The sequence below is a fragment of the Pseudomonas sp. P9_35 genome, from assembly GCF_034008205.1.
GTDB classification, from domain to species: Bacteria; Pseudomonadota; Gammaproteobacteria; order Pseudomonadales; family Pseudomonadaceae; genus Aquipseudomonas; species Aquipseudomonas kilonensis.
Window position 1 is genome coordinate 3,579,398 of the sequence record NZ_CP125373.1, and the last position, 16,781, is coordinate 3,596,178.

The 16,781-nt window shown below is 60.3% G+C and carries 11 protein-coding genes and 2 pseudogenes; 6 read left to right on the forward strand and 7 right to left on the reverse strand.

Annotation, left to right across the window (positions count from 1 at the left end; genetic code table 11):
• The first annotated feature begins 143 nt into the window (after positions 1–143).
• Positions 144–1,769, forward strand: a complete 1,626-nt coding sequence (locus QMK47_RS15570) for an NADP-dependent glyceraldehyde-3-phosphate dehydrogenase (protein WP_320388677.1) — start codon at positions 144–146, stop codon at positions 1,767–1,769.
• 19 nt (positions 1,770–1,788) lie between these two features.
• Here the strand turns inward: QMK47_RS15570 and QMK47_RS15575 are convergent, their stop codons facing one another.
• Entirely contained in the window at positions 1,789–2,682 is an 894-nt protein-coding gene (locus tag QMK47_RS15575) for a DMT family transporter (RefSeq protein ID WP_320388679.1), read from the reverse strand.
• A gap of 133 nt (positions 2,683–2,815) precedes the next feature.
• Here QMK47_RS15575 and QMK47_RS15580 point away from each other — a divergent pair, with 133 nt between their 5' ends.
• Complete coding sequence (locus QMK47_RS15580; protein WP_018601377.1) at positions 2,816–3,253, forward strand: Lrp/AsnC family transcriptional regulator; 438 nt, start codon at positions 2,816–2,818, stop codon at positions 3,251–3,253.
• A 160-nt stretch (positions 3,254–3,413) separates the two neighbouring features.
• Here the strand turns inward: QMK47_RS15580 and QMK47_RS15585 are convergent, their stop codons facing one another.
• Positions 3,414–4,763 carry a hypothetical protein gene (locus QMK47_RS15585; RefSeq protein WP_253475080.1) on the reverse strand — a complete coding sequence of 450 codons (1,350 nt, stop codon included), beginning with the start codon at positions 4,761–4,763 and terminating at the stop codon, positions 3,414–3,416.
• Positions 4,764–5,074: 311 nt separating this feature from the next.
• Positions 5,075–7,561, reverse strand: coding sequence for a UvrD-helicase domain-containing protein (locus QMK47_RS15590; RefSeq protein ID WP_320388680.1), 2,487 nt, complete (start codon positions 7,559–7,561; stop codon positions 5,075–5,077).
• Between the two features lie 237 nt (positions 7,562–7,798).
• Here QMK47_RS15590 and QMK47_RS15595 point away from each other — a divergent pair, with 237 nt between their 5' ends.
• Positions 7,799–8,494, forward strand: a complete 696-nt coding sequence (locus tag QMK47_RS15595; RefSeq protein ID WP_320388681.1) for a pirin family protein — start codon at positions 7,799–7,801, stop codon at positions 8,492–8,494.
• Positions 8,495–8,583: 89 nt separating this feature from the next.
• On the opposite strand, the gene pgm is transcribed toward QMK47_RS15595, so the two are convergent.
• From pgm to QMK47_RS15615, 4 genes are all read right to left on the reverse strand, one after another.
• On the reverse strand, positions 8,584–10,230 hold the full coding sequence (gene pgm, locus QMK47_RS15600; protein WP_258688146.1) for a phosphoglucomutase (alpha-D-glucose-1,6-bisphosphate-dependent): 1,647 nt from the start codon (positions 10,228–10,230) through the stop codon (positions 8,584–8,586).
• 91 nt (positions 10,231–10,321) lie between these two features.
• Positions 10,322–11,719, reverse strand: a complete 1,398-nt coding sequence (locus QMK47_RS15605) for a PLP-dependent aminotransferase family protein (RefSeq protein WP_320388683.1) — start codon at positions 11,717–11,719, stop codon at positions 10,322–10,324.
• 96 nt (positions 11,720–11,815) lie between these two features.
• Positions 11,816–13,306, reverse strand: a complete 1,491-nt coding sequence (locus QMK47_RS15610) for a hypothetical protein (RefSeq protein ID WP_320388685.1) — start codon at positions 13,304–13,306, stop codon at positions 11,816–11,818.
• A 678-nt stretch (positions 13,307–13,984) separates the two neighbouring features.
• Positions 13,985–15,010: a zinc-dependent alcohol dehydrogenase family protein gene (locus tag QMK47_RS15615; protein WP_003202189.1), complete on the reverse strand. Its 1,026-nt coding sequence runs from the start codon at positions 15,008–15,010 to the stop codon at positions 13,985–13,987.
• A 257-nt stretch (positions 15,011–15,267) separates the two neighbouring features.
• On the opposite strand from QMK47_RS15615, the gene QMK47_RS15620 reads away from it, so the two are divergent.
• From QMK47_RS15620 to QMK47_RS15630, 3 genes and pseudogenes are all read left to right on the forward strand, one after another.
• The gene (locus tag QMK47_RS15620; RefSeq protein ID WP_014338228.1) at positions 15,268–16,182 is read left to right on the forward strand and encodes a LysR family transcriptional regulator; all 915 of its coding nucleotides are present in this window, start codon (positions 15,268–15,270) and stop codon (positions 16,180–16,182) included.
• An 89-nt stretch (positions 16,183–16,271) separates the two neighbouring features.
• A pseudogene (locus QMK47_RS15625) lies at positions 16,272–16,429 on the forward strand (NAD-dependent phenylacetaldehyde dehydrogenase); the annotation flags it as partial.
• 30 nt (positions 16,430–16,459) lie between these two features.
• Positions 16,460–16,768 (forward strand): annotated as a pseudogene (locus QMK47_RS15630) (MerR family transcriptional regulator); the annotation flags it as partial.
• Positions 16,769–16,781 lie beyond the last annotated feature (13 nt).

Below are 16,781 nucleotides of genomic sequence, written 5' to 3' on the forward strand. Positions count from 1 at the left end.
CGCTCGACAGCTCCTACAACGTAGCCCGGCGCGAGCAATCTGCCGCCACTTAAAAAACACCTCCATTAAGGCGTATAACGCTAAAAGCGATTCATACCTGCAAGCCGTCTGCCCCTGGCTCATTTCATTGATGGAGTAACGACATGACCACCGCCCCCTTCCTCGCCAACCTTTTCCCCAGCGCCGCCGACATCCCGCAGGCCTACCGCCTCGAAGGCCGGATCGAACAGCGCGAATACCTGGTCGACGGCGTCCTGGAAACCTGGCAAGGGCCACTGGCCGTCGTCCGCAGCCCCGTTTACCTGGCGGGTGAGCTGGGCGATGAACAAGTGATTCTCGGCAGCACGCCGCTGCTGGATGCCGAGACCGCCCTCACCGCCCTGGACGCTGCCGTGCGGGCTTACGATCGCGGCCAGGGCCAGTGGCCCACGATGCGCGTCGCCGAGCGCATCCGCCATGTGGAAACCTTCCTGGCACGCATGCGCGAGCAACGCGAGGCCGTGGTCAAGTTGCTGATGTGGGAAATCGGCAAGAACCTCAAGGATTCCCAGAAGGAGTTCGACCGCACCTGCGACTACATCGTCGACACCATCAACGCCCTCAAGGAACTGGACCGCCGCTCCAGCCGCTTCGAGCTGGAACAGGACACCCTCGGGCAGATCCGCCGCGTGCCCCTGGGCGTGGCCTTGTGCATGGGCCCCTACAACTACCCGCTGAACGAAACCTTCACCACGCTGATCCCGGCCTTGATCATGGGCAACACCGTGGTGTTCAAGCCGGCCAAGCTCGGCGTCCTGCTGGTGCGGCCGTTGCTCGAAGCCTTCCGCGACAGCTTCCCGGCGGGCGTGATCAACGTAATCTACGGCAGCGGCCGCGAAACTGTCAGCGCGCTGATGGCCAGCGGCAAGATCGACATCTTCGCCTTTATCGGCACCAACAAAGCGGCCAGTGACCTGAAGAAGCTCCACCCGCGGCCACACCGCTTGCGTGCCGCCCTGGGGCTGGATGCGAAGAACCCCGGGCTGGTGCTGCCGGACGTCGACCTGGACAATGCGGTCAACGAGGCGCTGACCGGCTCGCTGTCATTCAACGGCCAGCGCTGCACGGCGCTGAAAATCCTGTTTGTCCATGAGGATGTGGCGCCGGCGTTCATCGAGAAGTTCAATGCCAGGCTCGCCACCCTGAAACCCGGCATGCCCTGGGAAGACGGTGTGGCGCTGACGCCGTTGCCCGAAGCGAGCAAGGTCGATTACTTGCATTCGCTGGTCGCCGATGCACTCGCCAAGGGTGCAGAAGTGAAGAATGCCCATGGCGGCGAATCGCGCAGCTCGTTTTTCTACCCTGCGGTGCTGTACCCGGTAAACACGGCAATGCGGGTCTACCATGAGGAACAGTTCGGTCCGGTCGTGCCCATCGTGCCGTACCGCGACCTCAATACCGTAATCGATTACGTACTGGAGTCCGACTTCGGCCAGCAACTCAGCATTTTCGGCACCAACCCGGCACAAGTCGGCAAACTGGTGGACACCTTCGCCAACCAGGTCGGACGCATCAACATCAACGCCCAGTGCCAACGTGGCCCGGACACGTTCCCGTTCAATGGCCGGAAGAATTCGGCCGAGGGCACCTTGTCGGTCCACGATGCGCTGCGCACCTTTTCCATTCGCACGCTGGTGGCGACCAAGTTCCAGGACAGCAACAAGGCGTTGATCAGCGACATTATCCGTGAGCGGGATTCCAACTTCCTGACCACGGACTACATCTTCTGATCCACGCCCGAACGTTGGACTACGACAGGGCTGGGCGCCGCGACTTGATGCCCCAGCCCTGTTGCATGCCGGCAGCCGCCAGCAGGATCGCCGCCACGCCCAACCATTGCAGCGGCTCCAGGCGATGGCCAAAGGCGAACCAGTCGACGAAGATCGCCGCGATCGGGTAGATGAACGACAGCGCACCGGTCAATGCAGTCGGCAAGCGTTGTATGGCGCCGTACAGCAACACGTACATCACGCCGGTGTGCACCATGCCCAGGGTCAGCAGGCTGGCCCAGGCTTCGGTTTGCTGCGGCAACGCCGAGAAGTTCGCCCAGGGCGCCAGCAGCAACACGCCAGTGCTGACCTGGATCAGCGCGATCAGATGAGGCGGCGTGCCGGTCAGGCGCTTGATGATCAACGCCGCGATGGCGTACAGCAACGCAGCCTCCAGCGCCAAGGCAATGCCCAGCAAATAGTCGCCGCCGCTCTGCCCTTGCTCACCATGGGCACTGACGATGGCCAGCATTCCGAGAAACGACACCGCTAGCCAGAACAGTTTCTGCGCGGTGATTTTTTCCCCCAGGAACAACGCCGCCAGCCCCACCAACATGAACGGCTGGACGTTGTACACCGCCGTGCCGATGGCAATCGAGGCGCGGGAATAAGAGGCAAACAACAGTACCCAGTTGCCGACGATCGCCACACCGCTGAGTACCGCCAGCAGGAACGTGGTACGGGTGAGAATGCCGGGGCGCAAAAAGCCGAAACCGGCGCAGATCAGCAGCAAGGTCGCGGCACCGAACACGCAGCGCCAGAACACCACATCCAGCACCGGCAGGCCGGAAACCAGCACGAACCAACCAATGGTTCCGGAGATCAGCATGGCGGCAGTCATTTCCAGCGAACCGCGGCGTAAGGTCTTGTCCATCTTCAGGCTCCTTCAGCAAGTGAGCACAGTATGCCGAGCGGACCGGGGTCTTCTCCATGGCTTGAAAAAGGCTAAACTGCGATTCGACCTTTTTTATCAAGGCAACTTCACACATTCGCCTAATGGAGTTGATATGACTGACGATATTGATCAGATCCTCATCAGTGCCCTGATGGAGGATTCCCGACGCTCCCTCAAGGCCCTGGCAAACCTCAGTGGCTTGTCCTCCCCCAGTGTCGCCGAGCGCCTTCGCCGGCTCGAGGAGCGTGGCGTGCTCAGGGGCTACACCGTCGAGGTGGACCCCAAGTGCTTTGGCTATCAACTCCAGGCCATCGTGCGTATCCGCCCGCTGCCGGGGCAGTTGCAGGAAGTGGAGCGGCAGATCCAGGCCATCGCGCAATTCACCGAATGCGACAAGGTGACCGGCGACGACTGCTTCATCGCCCGCCTGCACGTGCGCTCGATGGAACAGCTGGATACCTTGCTGGACAAACTCAATGTCCATGCCGAGACCAATACAGCCATCGTCAAGAAGACGCCCGTCAAGCGACGGTTGCCGCCGATGGCTTAGGCGTCTGCCTGGTTCGAGCGAACGCATTGCCCTGTGGGAGCGAGCTTGCTCGCGATGGCGGCGGGTCAGTCACCGCGAGGCTGGATGTGTCGGCCTCTTCGCGAGCAAGCTCGCTCCCACAGGAGGTCCGGCCTCGGCGCTTGTCCGAGGCCGGGGTACGCTACTTGACGTCTTCCAGTTCAGGGCTGCGCTGTACTTTGAACACCTCTTGTTCAGGCGCATTGCTCGCCTTCATCAGGTTAAGGGGCTGGACTTTGACGCAAGCATTCTTGCCGTCGGCATAGATTCCGCTGAGGTTGCATTTCCATTCATAGAAGTTCGCCAGGGCGCCGGACAATTGCAGGCTGTAGTCCGTGCTCCGGGTGCCCGGCGAAAACGGCTGTCCAGCCGGGATGTTCTGGAACCACTTCATCCATTCCTCGCCTCCCACCGGTGGCGGGTTGGCTTGGAAGGTCGGATTCATCGGCGCCAGTTGCTGGTATTCAGCGGTCATATGGCAACTCAGGCAGGAGGCCTGGGGGTTGTCCACGGGGCCGTTGAGGCGGCCGTTCCAGCCCAGGTGGGTCGGTGGCAGCTCCTTGGCGTTGGCATTGATCGCGGTCTGTTTCAGCGCCGGGTTGATCTTGGTTTCAGTCGGCGTCGGGTTGGTGAACGCGTTACCGTTCTCCTTCGGATCGTTCCCCCACATGATTCCCACTGGCACCAGGTTGTCCCAACCCGATTTACCGGTCATCGCACCGTTGTACTGAAAGGTGCCGAACAACCAGCCGGTGTCTTTGACGCGCGTGTCCCGGACGGCGATGTCCATCTGAATCAACGCGACTTTGGTGATGGCTCGCTTGGTTGAGTAGAAGTCCTTGGCGGTGTAGGCACTCCAAAGTACCGGATTGACGAGCGAGGGCACCGTATTGATATCGATGTCTGCGAACAACGCCTTGCACACCACCGTGCCATTGGGAAACCCCTTTGGTTGCGAGGTGTAGCTCGGGTCAGGGTTCTGTGGGTCCTTCCAAACCTGGCCGATGGTGTACGCCCCTATATCGTTATAGATGCCGACCGCATAGGTCTGGCCATTCCCGGTTTGGGTACTCGCCAACTGCTTGGGCTGGATCGGCGCCTCTTTGGTCAACCCGTGAATAGCTTCACGACCGTTGGGGCCATAGTGCTGCCAAGGCATGTGATACCACTGGCGAACCTTGTTTTTCTGCACGTTCCAGCCGACTTCCGTATTGCCCTCCAGGCAGTAGTTCTTCACCTCGTTCATATAAGTGCGCCAGCTTTCAAAATCATTGCTGAAATTGGCGGGCAACTGCTTGAAAAACGACGGCATCGAAGACGGGCCCGGCGCCACGGTGGGGTAGTCCTGACTGAGCCGGAAAAATGGGGAGGGATACGAACTCTTGGGAGGCGCGAAGCCGTAATCAGGGAACGTCCCGGCCTGGGCGCCGGCCATGGACAACGCGCCTGTCAGGGCCAGTAGTGCAGCGATCTTTCCTTGGGGATGGTTCATCGATATCTCCTTATAGGGAGACGCCTGCCGTCCCAGCGAAGGGTCGAGCGATGCGCAGGGCCTCCTTCTGTTATCAGGCGGTGGCACGATGCCAGACCTGCTCACGGTCCACGCTCAGCGATGTGACGCACCTCCTTGGCGCCCGCCAAGTGGGCACGGTCAGGCCTGGCTCTGGCAGCCGGGTGGGAACGTTATCGAGGGAGTGTGGCGAAGATTTCGCGCGGCGATCGACCGATCAACCGCATGCCGACCTTGGCAATGCAATCCCTTGCCTTAGGTGTAGATCATTTATCCAAAGGTGCCATCATGTTTCAGGCTTTTTGCCGGCCATTGGCCACACTCCGGCGATGATCAGCAAAAAAGGGCTTGTCCCCGGCAATACGATCCGAGGCCTTGGGCCCATTGGCCGCCTGGCCGTCCTGGCCATCGACGTACCAGTAACAGTGCTGCACCGCACGCGTGATACCCACATACGCCAGGCGCAGGATTTCGTCCTTTTGCGCCGAGTCGTAAGGTTCGGCATCACCATCCTGGCTTAGCCCGGCCATTCGATAGACCTGGTTCTTGTAGGGTGAACTGCTCAGGTGCTGGCAGTCGCCCAGCAGGAACACAGCATCGGCCTGGAGCCCCTTGGCACTGTGATAAGTCATTTGCCTGAGCCGCCGTGCCTCGTACGGCAAGCTAGAATCAACATTAACTGTTGAATGAATATACTTTTCTATCAATAACTTATCGCTGCTTTTTCGATACAACATCAAGATCGAATCGCCCTTGCGATAGTGCTCATCCAGTCGCCGCGCCAGCCCTTCGTCGTCTCGATCCAACACATTGACCGGGCTCAGCGAGCGAGACACGCCACTGGCCTTGGCCTTTTTACCTGGGATAGCCGCAGCGGCGCGAACAATATGCTCGGCCGCATCGATGATGTGTTGGTGGCTGCGGTAGTTGTCAGTGAGCATGACCCGGGTCGTCGTCGGCGACGGGAATTGCTTGTTGAATGCCATGAAATAGCTCGGTGAACTGCCGCGCCAGCCATAGATCGATTGCCAGTCGTCCCCAACACATAACAATGAAGAGCGCTGGGCCCCGCGCCCCACGTGCATCGCGGGACCACGGCTGCGTATTTCCCGAAGACTGGCGCGCAGCCAGGAGACGATCTGCGGTGACACGTCCTGGAATTCGTCGACCATCAGGTGCGAAAGCGGCCTGAGCAACGCATCCCCCAGCAACTTGAAATTTTCCGGCGAGTGCTCGCTGAACAGCGCAAACATGCGGTTGTAGGTCATGACCGGCGGCGATTGGTCGAGCAGATGGTCTTCGAATGCCCGCCAGTAGCGACTCAGCGCCTCGAAGAAATACCGATCGGGGTCATCCTGGGCAAAGGACATCCGACCCACGGCATCCGGGACGTCCAGGCCCAGGTTCTCGATAAAGCCTGCCGCCGCAACAAAACAGTCCAGCAAAGGCGCTGAGCCCAGCTCGCCCTTGACCTTGTAGTCAAACCCAGGCCCGGCGCTGGCATCGCCGGCCATTGACGCTAATACACGCTTGGATGCCTCATAACTTTCCAGCCATATCAGTGGCTTACGACAGAAAGCTTGAAACAGGGTTCGCTTTACCGCCCATTCCGCACGGATACTCAACTTGGCGCCCGGACGACTGAGCCGGGCATCTTCCCGTGGATCGAACCCCAGTATCACCCAGGCATCCAGGGAAGGCGCGTAGCCATGGCAGTGGAACGTCGAACCATTGATTTCGAACGTTTGTCGTTTCGGCTCGATACCCTTGATCGGCCAGGCACCGGCGCGAAACCAAAGGTCTTCGATGGCATCGCACAATTCTTCGTCGCGCTGGGCTGCCAGCTCGGTCACGGCGACGCGCTTCTGCACATCCGGGTGATCGCGCTCCAGCTCCTTGAGCTGCAGCGCGTGGCGGGACAACGGCAGGATCAGCTCACGGAAACGCCCGTCACGCTGGTAAAGGTTGTAATAGCAGGCGTTGAGTTGCTGGCGCTGGGCGTCGTTGATGCGCAAATCAAAGGGATTGCCCTGGGCATCATCGTCACCCGCTTCGGCGCGATGGCTCAGGGTCTCGAACGCGTGGAGCCGTTCGAACCCCGGCAGGCTGCGGACCATGGGCAAGATGCGCGAATGGAATGTCCGCACCAGGTCACGGGCTTCCTTGAGGCTGACGGTACGCCCCCACAGGGCAAACACTTCGATCAGTTTCTGGATGAAGTCCTTGCGCGACTCCCGGGTAAACGTCACCACGGTCATCGAGTCCAGTTCGAAACCCAGGTAATGGGACAACAGCACAATGCGCAACACCAGGGTGGTGGACTTGCCCGCCCCGGCCCCGGCGACCACCGAGGTCGAGGGCGTGTCGCTGAAAATCATCTTCCATTGCGCGGCGCTCGGTTGTGCATGCGCCGGTAGCAATCGGGCAACATCTGCCTTGATGCGTTTCTTCAACTCGGCGGTCAGCGGCAGGCGCCAGTCATCGAACAGCAAATCATCGACCTGCGGCGCCGGATGCTCCGTGCTGCGCGAATCACGGATCAACAGGACCTGACGACCCTCCTCAAGCCCTTCGGCCCGGCCTTCCTTGTAGCCATAGTCAAAACCGGCGGTATGACCGCTGCGGAAACCGTCGGCCTGGCCATGCAACCAGGAGGCACGATGTTGGGCGCGCAGGCGTGTCAGGCCATGGCCGAAGAACCGGGCGGCCAGGCGCTTGAACAGCGGCATCTGGGCCAGGGATAGAAGCTCGGGGGGAAGATCGGGAGTGTGTTGCGCCACGCTGGGGACTCCGGTGTTCATGAACCATGACGGCTATGGTGTCTGTATTTGCCGCCAGGTTCCACCCAAAAGCTTTTAAGTCCTGGGTTTAGGCGATGAAGTGAAAGTTGGCTCGCGGTTTTATATCTAAATAGACGATAGCTTTGACGCGTTTTTTACGCTTTTTATCGATGTTTTCATTGGCGAAAATAGCCCATCAACCATCGCTTTCGCTGCTCAGCGGAAAAGGACACGAACATGCTCGAACTCAGGCCCTTCGCCACCTTGGGCGCCGCCAACCACGGCTGGTTGGATGCCCACCACCATTTTTCGTTCGCCGGGTATTACGACCCACAGCGCATGAACTGGGGTAACTTGCGGGTCTGGAACGACGATGTCATCGCCCCTGGCAGCGGTTTTCCCCAACACCCGCACCGGGACATGGAAATCATCACCTATGTGCGCGAAGGCGCGATCAGCCATCAGGACAACCTGGGTAACAAGGGCCGCACTGAGGCCGGTGATGTACAGGTCATGAGCGCCGGCACCGGGATTGCCCATAGCGAATACAACCTGGAATCGACGGCCACCCGCATCTTCCAGATATGGATCATCCCCAACGAAGAAGGCCTGGCACCGTCATGGGGCGCCAAGCCGTTTCCCAAGGACTCGCGCGAAGGCTTCGTGACGTTGGCCAGCGGCAAGGCCGGCGATGACCAAAGCCTGCGCATTCGCGCCGACGCACGTCTGGTAGCGGCCAATCTCAAGGCGGGTGAAAGTGCGGAGTATCGACTGGACGCCGCACGTCGAGCGTATCTTGTGCCGGCCACAGGATTGATAGAAATCAATGGGTTGCGCGCACAAGCTCGAGACGGTGTTGCAATTGAAGATGAAGGGATATTGCGGGTAACCGCCATTGAAGACAGCGAAATCGTGCTCGTCGACCTGGCCTGAACCCTGCGACGCTAGCAGCACTGTGGCTCTTGTGGCTAGGGAGCTTGCTCCCTAGCCACAAGTTCACATCACTTGCACTTGCACTTGCATCACTTGCTGGTGATAGCCCCATCCACCAACGTTTGCGCCTCAGCCACCAATTGCTTGAGGTGCGCGTCGCCAATGAAGCTTTCGGCGTAGATCTTGTAGATATCCTCGGTCCCGGACGGGCGTGCCGCAAACCAGCCGTTTTCGGTCATGACCTTCAGGCCGCCAATGGCCTGGTCATTGCCCGGCGCATGACTGAGGATGTTCTGGATCTTCTCCCCGGCCAGTTCGGTGGAGGCCACTTGATCGGGCGACAGCTTGCTCAACAGCGCCTTCTGTTGCGGGCTGGCCTTGGCATCGACGCGTACCGAGAACGGTTCGCCCAGCTCGTCAGTCAACGCGCGGTAGGCCTGGCTCGGGTCGCGACCGGTGCGCGCCGTCATTTCAGCTGCCAACAGCGCCGGGATCAAGCCGTCCTTGTCGGTACTCCAGACGCCGCCGTCCTTGCGCAGGAACGAAGCACCGGCACTTTCTTCACCACCAAAGCCCAGGGAACCATCGAACAGGCCGTCGGCAAACCACTTGAAGCCCACCGGCACTTCATAAAGACGGCGACCCAGGCGCTTGGCCACACGATCGATCAGGCCACTGCTGACCACAGTCTTGCCAACGGCGGCATCGGCGCGCCATTGCGGGCGATTCTGGAACAGATAGTCGATGGAGACCGCCAGGTAGTTGTTCGGCGCCAACAGGCCACCGGACGGCGTCACGATGCCATGGCGGTCATGGTCCGGGTCGCAGGCAAAGGCCACGTCGAAACGCTCCTTCAGGCCAATCAACCCTTGCATCGCATGACTGGAGGACGGGTCCATGCGGATCTGCCCGTCCCAGTCGACGGTCATGAAACGGAAGGTGGAATCCACGTGGGTGTTCACCACTTCCAGGTCCAGGCGGTAATGCTCGGCAATGGCCGGCCAGTAGCGCACGCCTGCGCCGCCCAACGGATCGACGCCCAAATGCAGCCCAGCGGCGCGGATGGCATCGAAATCGATGACATTGACCAGGTCCGCCACGTAGGTGTTGACGTAGTCGTGACGGTGGGTGGTGTCGGCCTTCAGGGCTTGCTCGTAGCTGACGCGCTTGACGCCGGCGAGCTGGTTGGCCAGCAGTTCGTTGGCCTTGGCTTCGATCCATTTGGTGATGTGGGTATCGGCCGGGCCACCGTTGGTAGGGTTGTACTTGTAGCCGCCACTTTGCGGTGGGTTGTGGGACGGCGTGATGACGATACCGTCCGCCAGGCCCGAGGTGCGGCCACGGTTGTAGCAGAGAATGGCGTGGGAAATCGCCGGTGTCGGGGTGTATTCATCGCCCTCGGCGATCATCACGGTAACACCGTTGGCCGCGAATACTTCCAGCGCGCTGGCACCCGCCGGGGTCGACAGCGCGTGGGTGTCGATACCGACGAACAGTGGCCCGTTGATGCCCTGGGCTTCGCGATACAGGCAGATCGCCTGGCTGATGGCCAACACGTGCCACTCGTTGAAGCCCAGGTCGAAGGAGCTGCCACGGTGCCCGGAGGTGCCAAAGGCCACGCGCTGGGTCGCAACCGAGGCATCGGGTCGGCCGGTGTAGTAGGCCGTCACCAGTCGCGGGATATCGATCAACAACTCTGCCGGTGCCGGCTTGCCCGCAAATGGACTGACTGTCATGCAAAACCTCTGAGTGGAGTGGCTCGGTAAATGGAGTGCAGTTTACTGACAGTTCGACCATGGCGCGATGGGTTCGATCCATTGTCGCCGATTACGCTTGTTCGAGCCTCAAGGCGTCGGCCAGCGCGCAGAGCGCAGCGTCCATGTCCTGCGGCCCGTTCAGGGCATGGGTCAGGCGCATATGTTGTGCGTACAGACCCTGGAGACTGAACAACTCCCCCGGCGCGATGACGATTCGCTGGGCAAGCAGCCGATGGAAAACCCGTCGCAAGTCGACCCGTCGCGTCGACTGCATCCAGATCGTTGCGCCACCCTGGGGTTCTGCCCATTGCAGGCTGTCTCCCAGCCGTTCGCGCAGCAATTGTGTGGTCGAAACCGCACTTTCGCGCAGCAGGCGCCGCAACACCAGCAAATGCTGGTCAATCCGACCGTTGCTGTACAGCCGGGCAATGGCTTTCTGGCGAATCGGCGACAAGCGAAACGCACGCAACAGGAAATGTCGTTGCAGGTGCAGGGTCAACTGGCGCGACAGCACGTAACCATACGGCGCCTCTGGACCGATGGTTTTCTCGAACGTCGAATAGACGATCAGCCGGTCCGGATCGAGCAAGTCTCGAAAAGGCGTCATCCTTGCCTCGAACGCCAGCTCTGTATGGCTATCGTTCTCCAGCACCCAAGTCCCGTGCCGTTCCAGCAGATGCGCGATGGCCCGCCGGTTCTCTTCAGGAACCAACGTCCCCCTCGGCATGTTCAAGACCGACGACAGCACCACCAGGCTTACCGTTTCGTTCACCAGCAGTTGTTCCAGTTGCTCGACATTGAGCTCGCCGCCGGCCAACAGTGGCAGCTCGATGACGTTGACCTCCGCCGCCTGCAGCAGGCGCAACACCGCCCAGTCGCAGGGCGATTCGATCACCACGGTGCCCCCCCTGAGTGCCAGCACCGCGATAAGAATTTCCAGGACGCCCCGCAGGTCGGCGCCAATGTAGACGTCATCGGCATTCCAGCAACGGGCCGGCGAAGACGTGTAGCGGGCAGCCAGTGCGGTGCGAAGCTCCAGCTCGCCCCAGGGTTGCGAGGGAGTCTGCGAGGAGCGTGGGTACTGGCGCAGCAGTTCGCGCTCGAGCAGCAACAGCGGGCTGTCCAACGGCTGCATCGAGGCCGGTTCGTCCGCACTGAGCACCTGCATGCCGGGTCGTCGGGCATTGACGTACAGGGTCTCGAGTAAATCGTCACCGCCGTCCAGGGTGGCCATGCTGGGCACGGGCAGCGCGTAGTAACCGGACTTGGCGATCGAATAGACCCGCCCTTCCTTTTCCAGCAACGAATACGCGTACTGAATGGTCGATATCGACACGTTCAGACGCTCGGCCAGTTGCCGCAGCGACGGCAGGCGAACCCGCGCATCAACCTCCAGCTCGTTGATCAGCGTGGTCAGGTAGCGATAAACCGCCTGATAGGCGAAGTCTGTCTCCCGGCAATTTTTCATCGGCTCAGGCCAGGACAGCGGGTCGCAGCCGACCCAGTCGCAGCGCCGGGTACAAGGACTGGGGACGAGGTAGATGAGTCCGTCAAACCTCGTTCCTCAATGCCTTGCCGAGCGTTCGTGCAGCCCGTCTGCAGATGAACCGGCTTCTGCAGCGTCAACACCATCGGTGGCCTGCTGCGGATTGGCGCCCGTGGCGATTTCCGGTTGTTCCGGTAGTGAGACACTCGCCCGGTACAGCTTGCCAAGGATGTCGATGGGCAGGCCGCTGACATCGACCATCCACTGCGCAACCTGATCGACGACGGTCGCGCCCTGCATGGCCTTGTGCAGGTCCGGCATCGCCACCAGCATGCCGGGGTGGCAGCAACGCAGGAAATGCTCAAGGCCCGTGCCCTGCCCCACGAAGGGCGCGAATAGCATGCACACCAGTTGCGTTTCGTTGAGCCCCAGGATCTTTTGCGCTTCAAGGGCGGCGTAGGCGCGACGCTCGGGAATCGACGACGGTGAGCCGAACAGCGCCCGAGCCTGTTCGCAGGCGTGTTCCGGCAGTTGCTTGCGGTGCATGATCATGATCGCCCGCTGCGCGTAGTCCCCGTAGCCGGTTTCATAGCTGCGCCCGTGCAGGTAGCAGGCCTGCAGGCCGTGCAAATGAGCCGACAGCAGCGGGCTGATGTATTCGTTTTCGGGCGCCGATGGCACAAGCCCCTCGGTCTGCACCCGCAGGAACTCGTTGAAGAGCGGCCAGTTGGTTCCCTCCGAACGATCGACGATCAGGTCGTCGATGCCGACGTGGCCCACTCGCCGGCAGGCCTCGAAGTGACCCTCGGGCTTCCAGGCTTCGAGGCGCTCCGGCCCATAGAAATGCCGGTAGACATCACCGCCCAGGGTATCGAGGTGGGTAAAGAGGTTGTCGAAACCCCAGGCGTGCTCGGTCAGCAGGCCGATCTTGCGAGTCGCGCGGCGCAGGCCCGATATGAATTGTTTTTGCTGACGCGGTGTATCGCTGCTGACCAACGAGTCCACGCCTGACTCCCAGCGAGCCATGTGCCGATAGAACTCGGCCATCGCCAGGTAGCCGTCATCCCCAATCTCCAAGGGGCTGTCGACCGTACGAAGGTGTCCCAGGACCAGCAGGTCCGTGCGATTGGCTTCGTGCCCCGCCATCGACAGCGGCTGCCGGTGATTGAACGGCAACACCTCGCGGTTATCGGCCATCAGCAATTCGACCCGGGGATCATCGTAGACAAACAGCGCGCTGTAGCAGCGGTGGATGTTTTCCAGCGTCGCCTGGGTGGTTTCGCTCAGGCGTGGCGTGGCGACACGCAAGGTGAAGGTCACCGGATGCCGCCCCGCGATGCTCAGCTGTGCGGCCCGCAAGGCGGTTAGCACATAAAAACTTTCCCTGCTCCCGTTCTGGACCGTCAACACGCGATAATCGCCAATCCGCTCGATGCCTCCGGCGGCGACAATTAAACGCTGGATCAAAAGCTGCAACGCGGTACGTTCTGCCCGGGAATAAAAACCTGACAGTCGTTGCAGTATCTGTTGATACACGTGAGTCATTGCCTGCTCATGAATTGCACTCATAGCCATTTACCTGGAAATTCAACTATCGGCGTCGCACCCGCACCAACGTGACTGCGCGACGTGTTGGTCTAGATGGTTGTTCTAGCACTCAAAGAGTATTAGCAATACGCTCGAGCATTGCTTGCTGTAATTATTTGATACATATACTGAGAGTAGGCTCGCGCCCCACCGCACCTCCGCCGAAACCCGCGAAAACAGGGGGCCTAACCGACCGATCGGCACGTCCTAGGAGAATTCCGACAACGTCCCACAGACAATGAGTACGAAAAATAAAGAACTTGCCGAACTTTAATTGGCCCTCTACCCCGCCCTGTTTTCCCCAGGGTCGATAGATAGCTCCGCACCCATTAACGTTTATTGCCCCTTGAATGCATCTTGAAGGATGAAGACCTTCGAAAAAGTTATACCGCACCACGATTTCTTCCTTGATATTGAAATCAGCGTTCAATTATCAAGACTTAAACAATGATTAGAAGATACAGATTGAGAGCAAAAACCAGTTCAGATGTTGGCCGGCAGACCGTTTCAGTCTTGAGCGAACCGGGACAGGCCATTGAAGGCGCGAAAGGCGAGGTGCGAACGCAGCACCGCCAGGCAGGAGGTGCCGTAAGAAAGGATGGGGTGTCAGGACGAAGGCAGCGCAAGAGCCCGGGCGATGACTCTTGCGCAAGACAGGGTTCAGGCCGGGTCGACGACCTGAAGGGCAACGCGCTCACGGCAAGGGCATTCGCCCATGTAACGGTGAGCCTCGACAAACTCGGAGAACGGGAAGACCCGAGTCTTGAGTGGCAACAGCACACGGTCGGCGGTCAGTTGATTGATATCGCGCAGTGCTCGTTGCAAGGCCACCTGGTCCTGGAGAATGCCCAGTTCCGGTTTGCCGGTAAAATTGCCGATGCAGTGTACAAAGAACTGAATGTTCTTCTGGAACGCCGCGCAGGCTGGGAACGGCGTCTGGTTGCCGCCCTGCAAGCCATACAGCACCAGGCTGCCACGCGGCGCCAGCACGTCACCCAGCAGCGACATCTGCGGCCCGCCGAGGCCGTCGAAGACCACGTCGACGCCACGGTTGTCGGTGAGCTTGTTGATTTGCATCAGCAAGTCCTGCTCTTCGGTGACGATGACCTTCTCGGCGCCCAGCGACAACAGGTACTCGCGCTCGTCAGCCGTCTTGGTGGCCGCGATCACCCGCACACCCAGGGCCTTGCCCAGTTGTACAAAGGAAGGACCGGCGCAATGACTGGCATCGGTGACCAGGGCGAATTGCCCCGGCTTGACCCGCGCCAGGTCCATGTAGGCGAAATAGGCGATCAGCAGCGGCGTGTAATGCACGGCGGCTTCGATCGGGCTGAGCACGTCGGGATAACGGGTCAGTGCGGTGCGTGGCAGCACGATGACTTCACCGTACACCGGATAATCGTTCGGGCTCTCGGCCGGGAAACTGGCGACCTTGTCGCCCACGGCCAAGTCATCGACGCCGTCGCCGACGGCCGTTACCACGCCGGCCATTTCATGGCCCAGGCCCGAAGGCAGGCGCGCCTGGGACGAGGCCAGGTTCTGGCGCCACAAGGTGTCGTACCAACTGATGCCGATCGCTTCGACGCGGACCTGCACTTCTCCTGGCGCAGGAAGAGCCGCCGCATGCTCTTCGCATTTGAGCACCTCGGCACCACCAAACTTGTGAAAACGGATCGTGCGGGACATCGCAAACCTCGTCAAAGTAACCTCTAATGCCATGAACTCTATCCGGGCTTTGTACCCAAGACCATCAGTGGCTATTAATAGTCGACATGCCTGTCATTGATTCCGCAGTAAGAAAAACCAACCAATCCTGTGGGACTTAACCTAAGAAAACTCAATTAGCCGGTGCAGAGTACCAGCCTTTCCCCGTAAGATTCATGCCGGCCATTGTTCCCATATGGCCGCTCACGTCAAGCTTGCCGAATCTGCCAGGACCCCAGATGAATCGTAATGACCTGCGGCGTGTCGATCTGAACCTGTTGATCGTGTTCGAAACATTGATGCATGAACGCAGTGTGACTCGCGCGGCCGAGAAACTGTTCCTAGGCCAACCGGCCATCAGCGCCGCGCTGTCGCGCCTGCGCAGCCTGTTCGATGACCCGTTGTTCGTACGTACCGGCCGCAGCATGGAGCCTTCGGCCCGTGCGGTCGAAATCTTCGCCCTGCTCTCCCCGGCCCTGGATTCGATTTCCACGGCGGTCAGCCGCGCGGCGGAATTCGACCCGGCCACCAGCACCTCGGTGTTTCGCATTGGCCTGTCGGACGACGCCGAATTCGCCCTGCTGCCAATGCTGCTCAAGCGCCTTCGGGCCGAAGCGCCCGGCATCGTGCTGGTGGTGCGCCGGGTCAACTACATTCTGATGCCTGGTTTGCTGGCGTCCGGTGAAATCTCCATCGGTGTCAGCTACACCGACGACCTGCCGGCCAACGCCAAGCGCAAGGTCTTGCGGCGCAGCATGCCCAAAGTATTACGGGCTGACACCGCCCCAGGACGACTGACCCTGGACGAATTCTGCGCTCGCCCCCATGCCCTGGTGTCTTTCGCGGGTGACTTGAGCGGCTTCATCGATGAAGAGCTGGCGAAACTCGACCGCAAGCGCCACGTGGTGCTGGCCGTGCCGCAATTCAACGGCCTGAGCACCCTGCTGTCGGGCACCGACATCATCGCCACCGTGCCCGACTACACCGCCGACGCGCTGACCGCCGCCGGCGGCGTACGCGCCGAAGACCCGCCCATACCGGTGCGCAGCTTCGAACTGCACATGGCCTGGCGCGGCTCCCAGGACAATGACCCTGGGGAACGCTGGTTGCGGTCGCGGATTCAGATGTTTTTTGGCGACCCTGAGAGTCTTTAGGCGTCGTCGGGCAAGCGATTCAGTTGATCATTTTTGCCTTCCCACAAACCATGGAGCTCCATTCACTTCCAGTGGATTGCTCCACTGGGGGCAAAGCCCAGCGCATGGTGCCCGCCATCGAAGCCAGCACGATGCTGGACCCAGCGGTGCCTTTTGGCGGCAAAAATCCTCGTGGATAGGCCGGCGGTTCGGCAGCGCACTCATTGATGATTACTTCGAGCTGAAGTCGTTGATGATTGGCTACTGAGCCCAACCTCGACATTTAAGGAATCGACAGATGTTCATTGGACGACTCGCCGAACTGACCGGCTGCACTCCAAAAGCCATTCGACTGTACGAGCAAATGGGCCTGATCAACGAGCCGGAGCGTGAGGGGCGGTATCGTCTCTACAATGCTCATCACTTGGAAATCGTCCACCTGATCCGCAAAGCGCAGACTGCCGGGTTCAAGCTGGCCGAGATGCACCCGCTGATTGCCGCAAAAAACAAACTGAAGTCATTTCCCCTGGCGTTGGCCAACCAGGCCGTCGACGACAAGCGCCGCCAGGTCCAGGACAGGATCGCTGAACTGCAGGCGCTTGATCTTCACTTGATTGAAC

Coding starts and splice junctions, on each gene's coding strand:
- pgm (WP_258688146.1), bottom strand. CDS start 10,230: ATGACAGTCAGTCCATTTGCGGGCAAGCCGGCACCGGCAGAGTTGTTG.
- QMK47_RS15570 (WP_320388677.1), top strand. CDS start 144: ATGACCACCGCCCCCTTCCTCGCCAACCTTTTCCCCAGCGCCGCCGAC.
- QMK47_RS15610 (WP_320388685.1), bottom strand. CDS start 13,306: ATGAGTGCAATTCATGAGCAGGCAATGACTCACGTGTATCAACAGATA.
- QMK47_RS15585 (WP_253475080.1), bottom strand. CDS start 4,763: ATGAACCATCCCCAAGGAAAGATCGCTGCACTACTGGCCCTGACAGGC.
- QMK47_RS15615 (WP_003202189.1), bottom strand. CDS start 15,010: ATGTCCCGCACGATCCGTTTTCACAAGTTTGGTGGTGCCGAGGTGCTC.
- QMK47_RS15595 (WP_320388681.1), top strand. CDS start 7,799: ATGCTCGAACTCAGGCCCTTCGCCACCTTGGGCGCCGCCAACCACGGC.
- QMK47_RS15580 (WP_018601377.1), top strand. CDS start 2,816: ATGACTGACGATATTGATCAGATCCTCATCAGTGCCCTGATGGAGGAT.
- QMK47_RS15605 (WP_320388683.1), bottom strand. CDS start 11,719: ATGAAAAATTGCCGGGAGACAGACTTCGCCTATCAGGCGGTTTATCGC.
- QMK47_RS15575 (WP_320388679.1), bottom strand. CDS start 2,682: ATGGACAAGACCTTACGCCGCGGTTCGCTGGAAATGACTGCCGCCATG.
- QMK47_RS15620 (WP_014338228.1), top strand. CDS start 15,268: ATGAATCGTAATGACCTGCGGCGTGTCGATCTGAACCTGTTGATCGTG.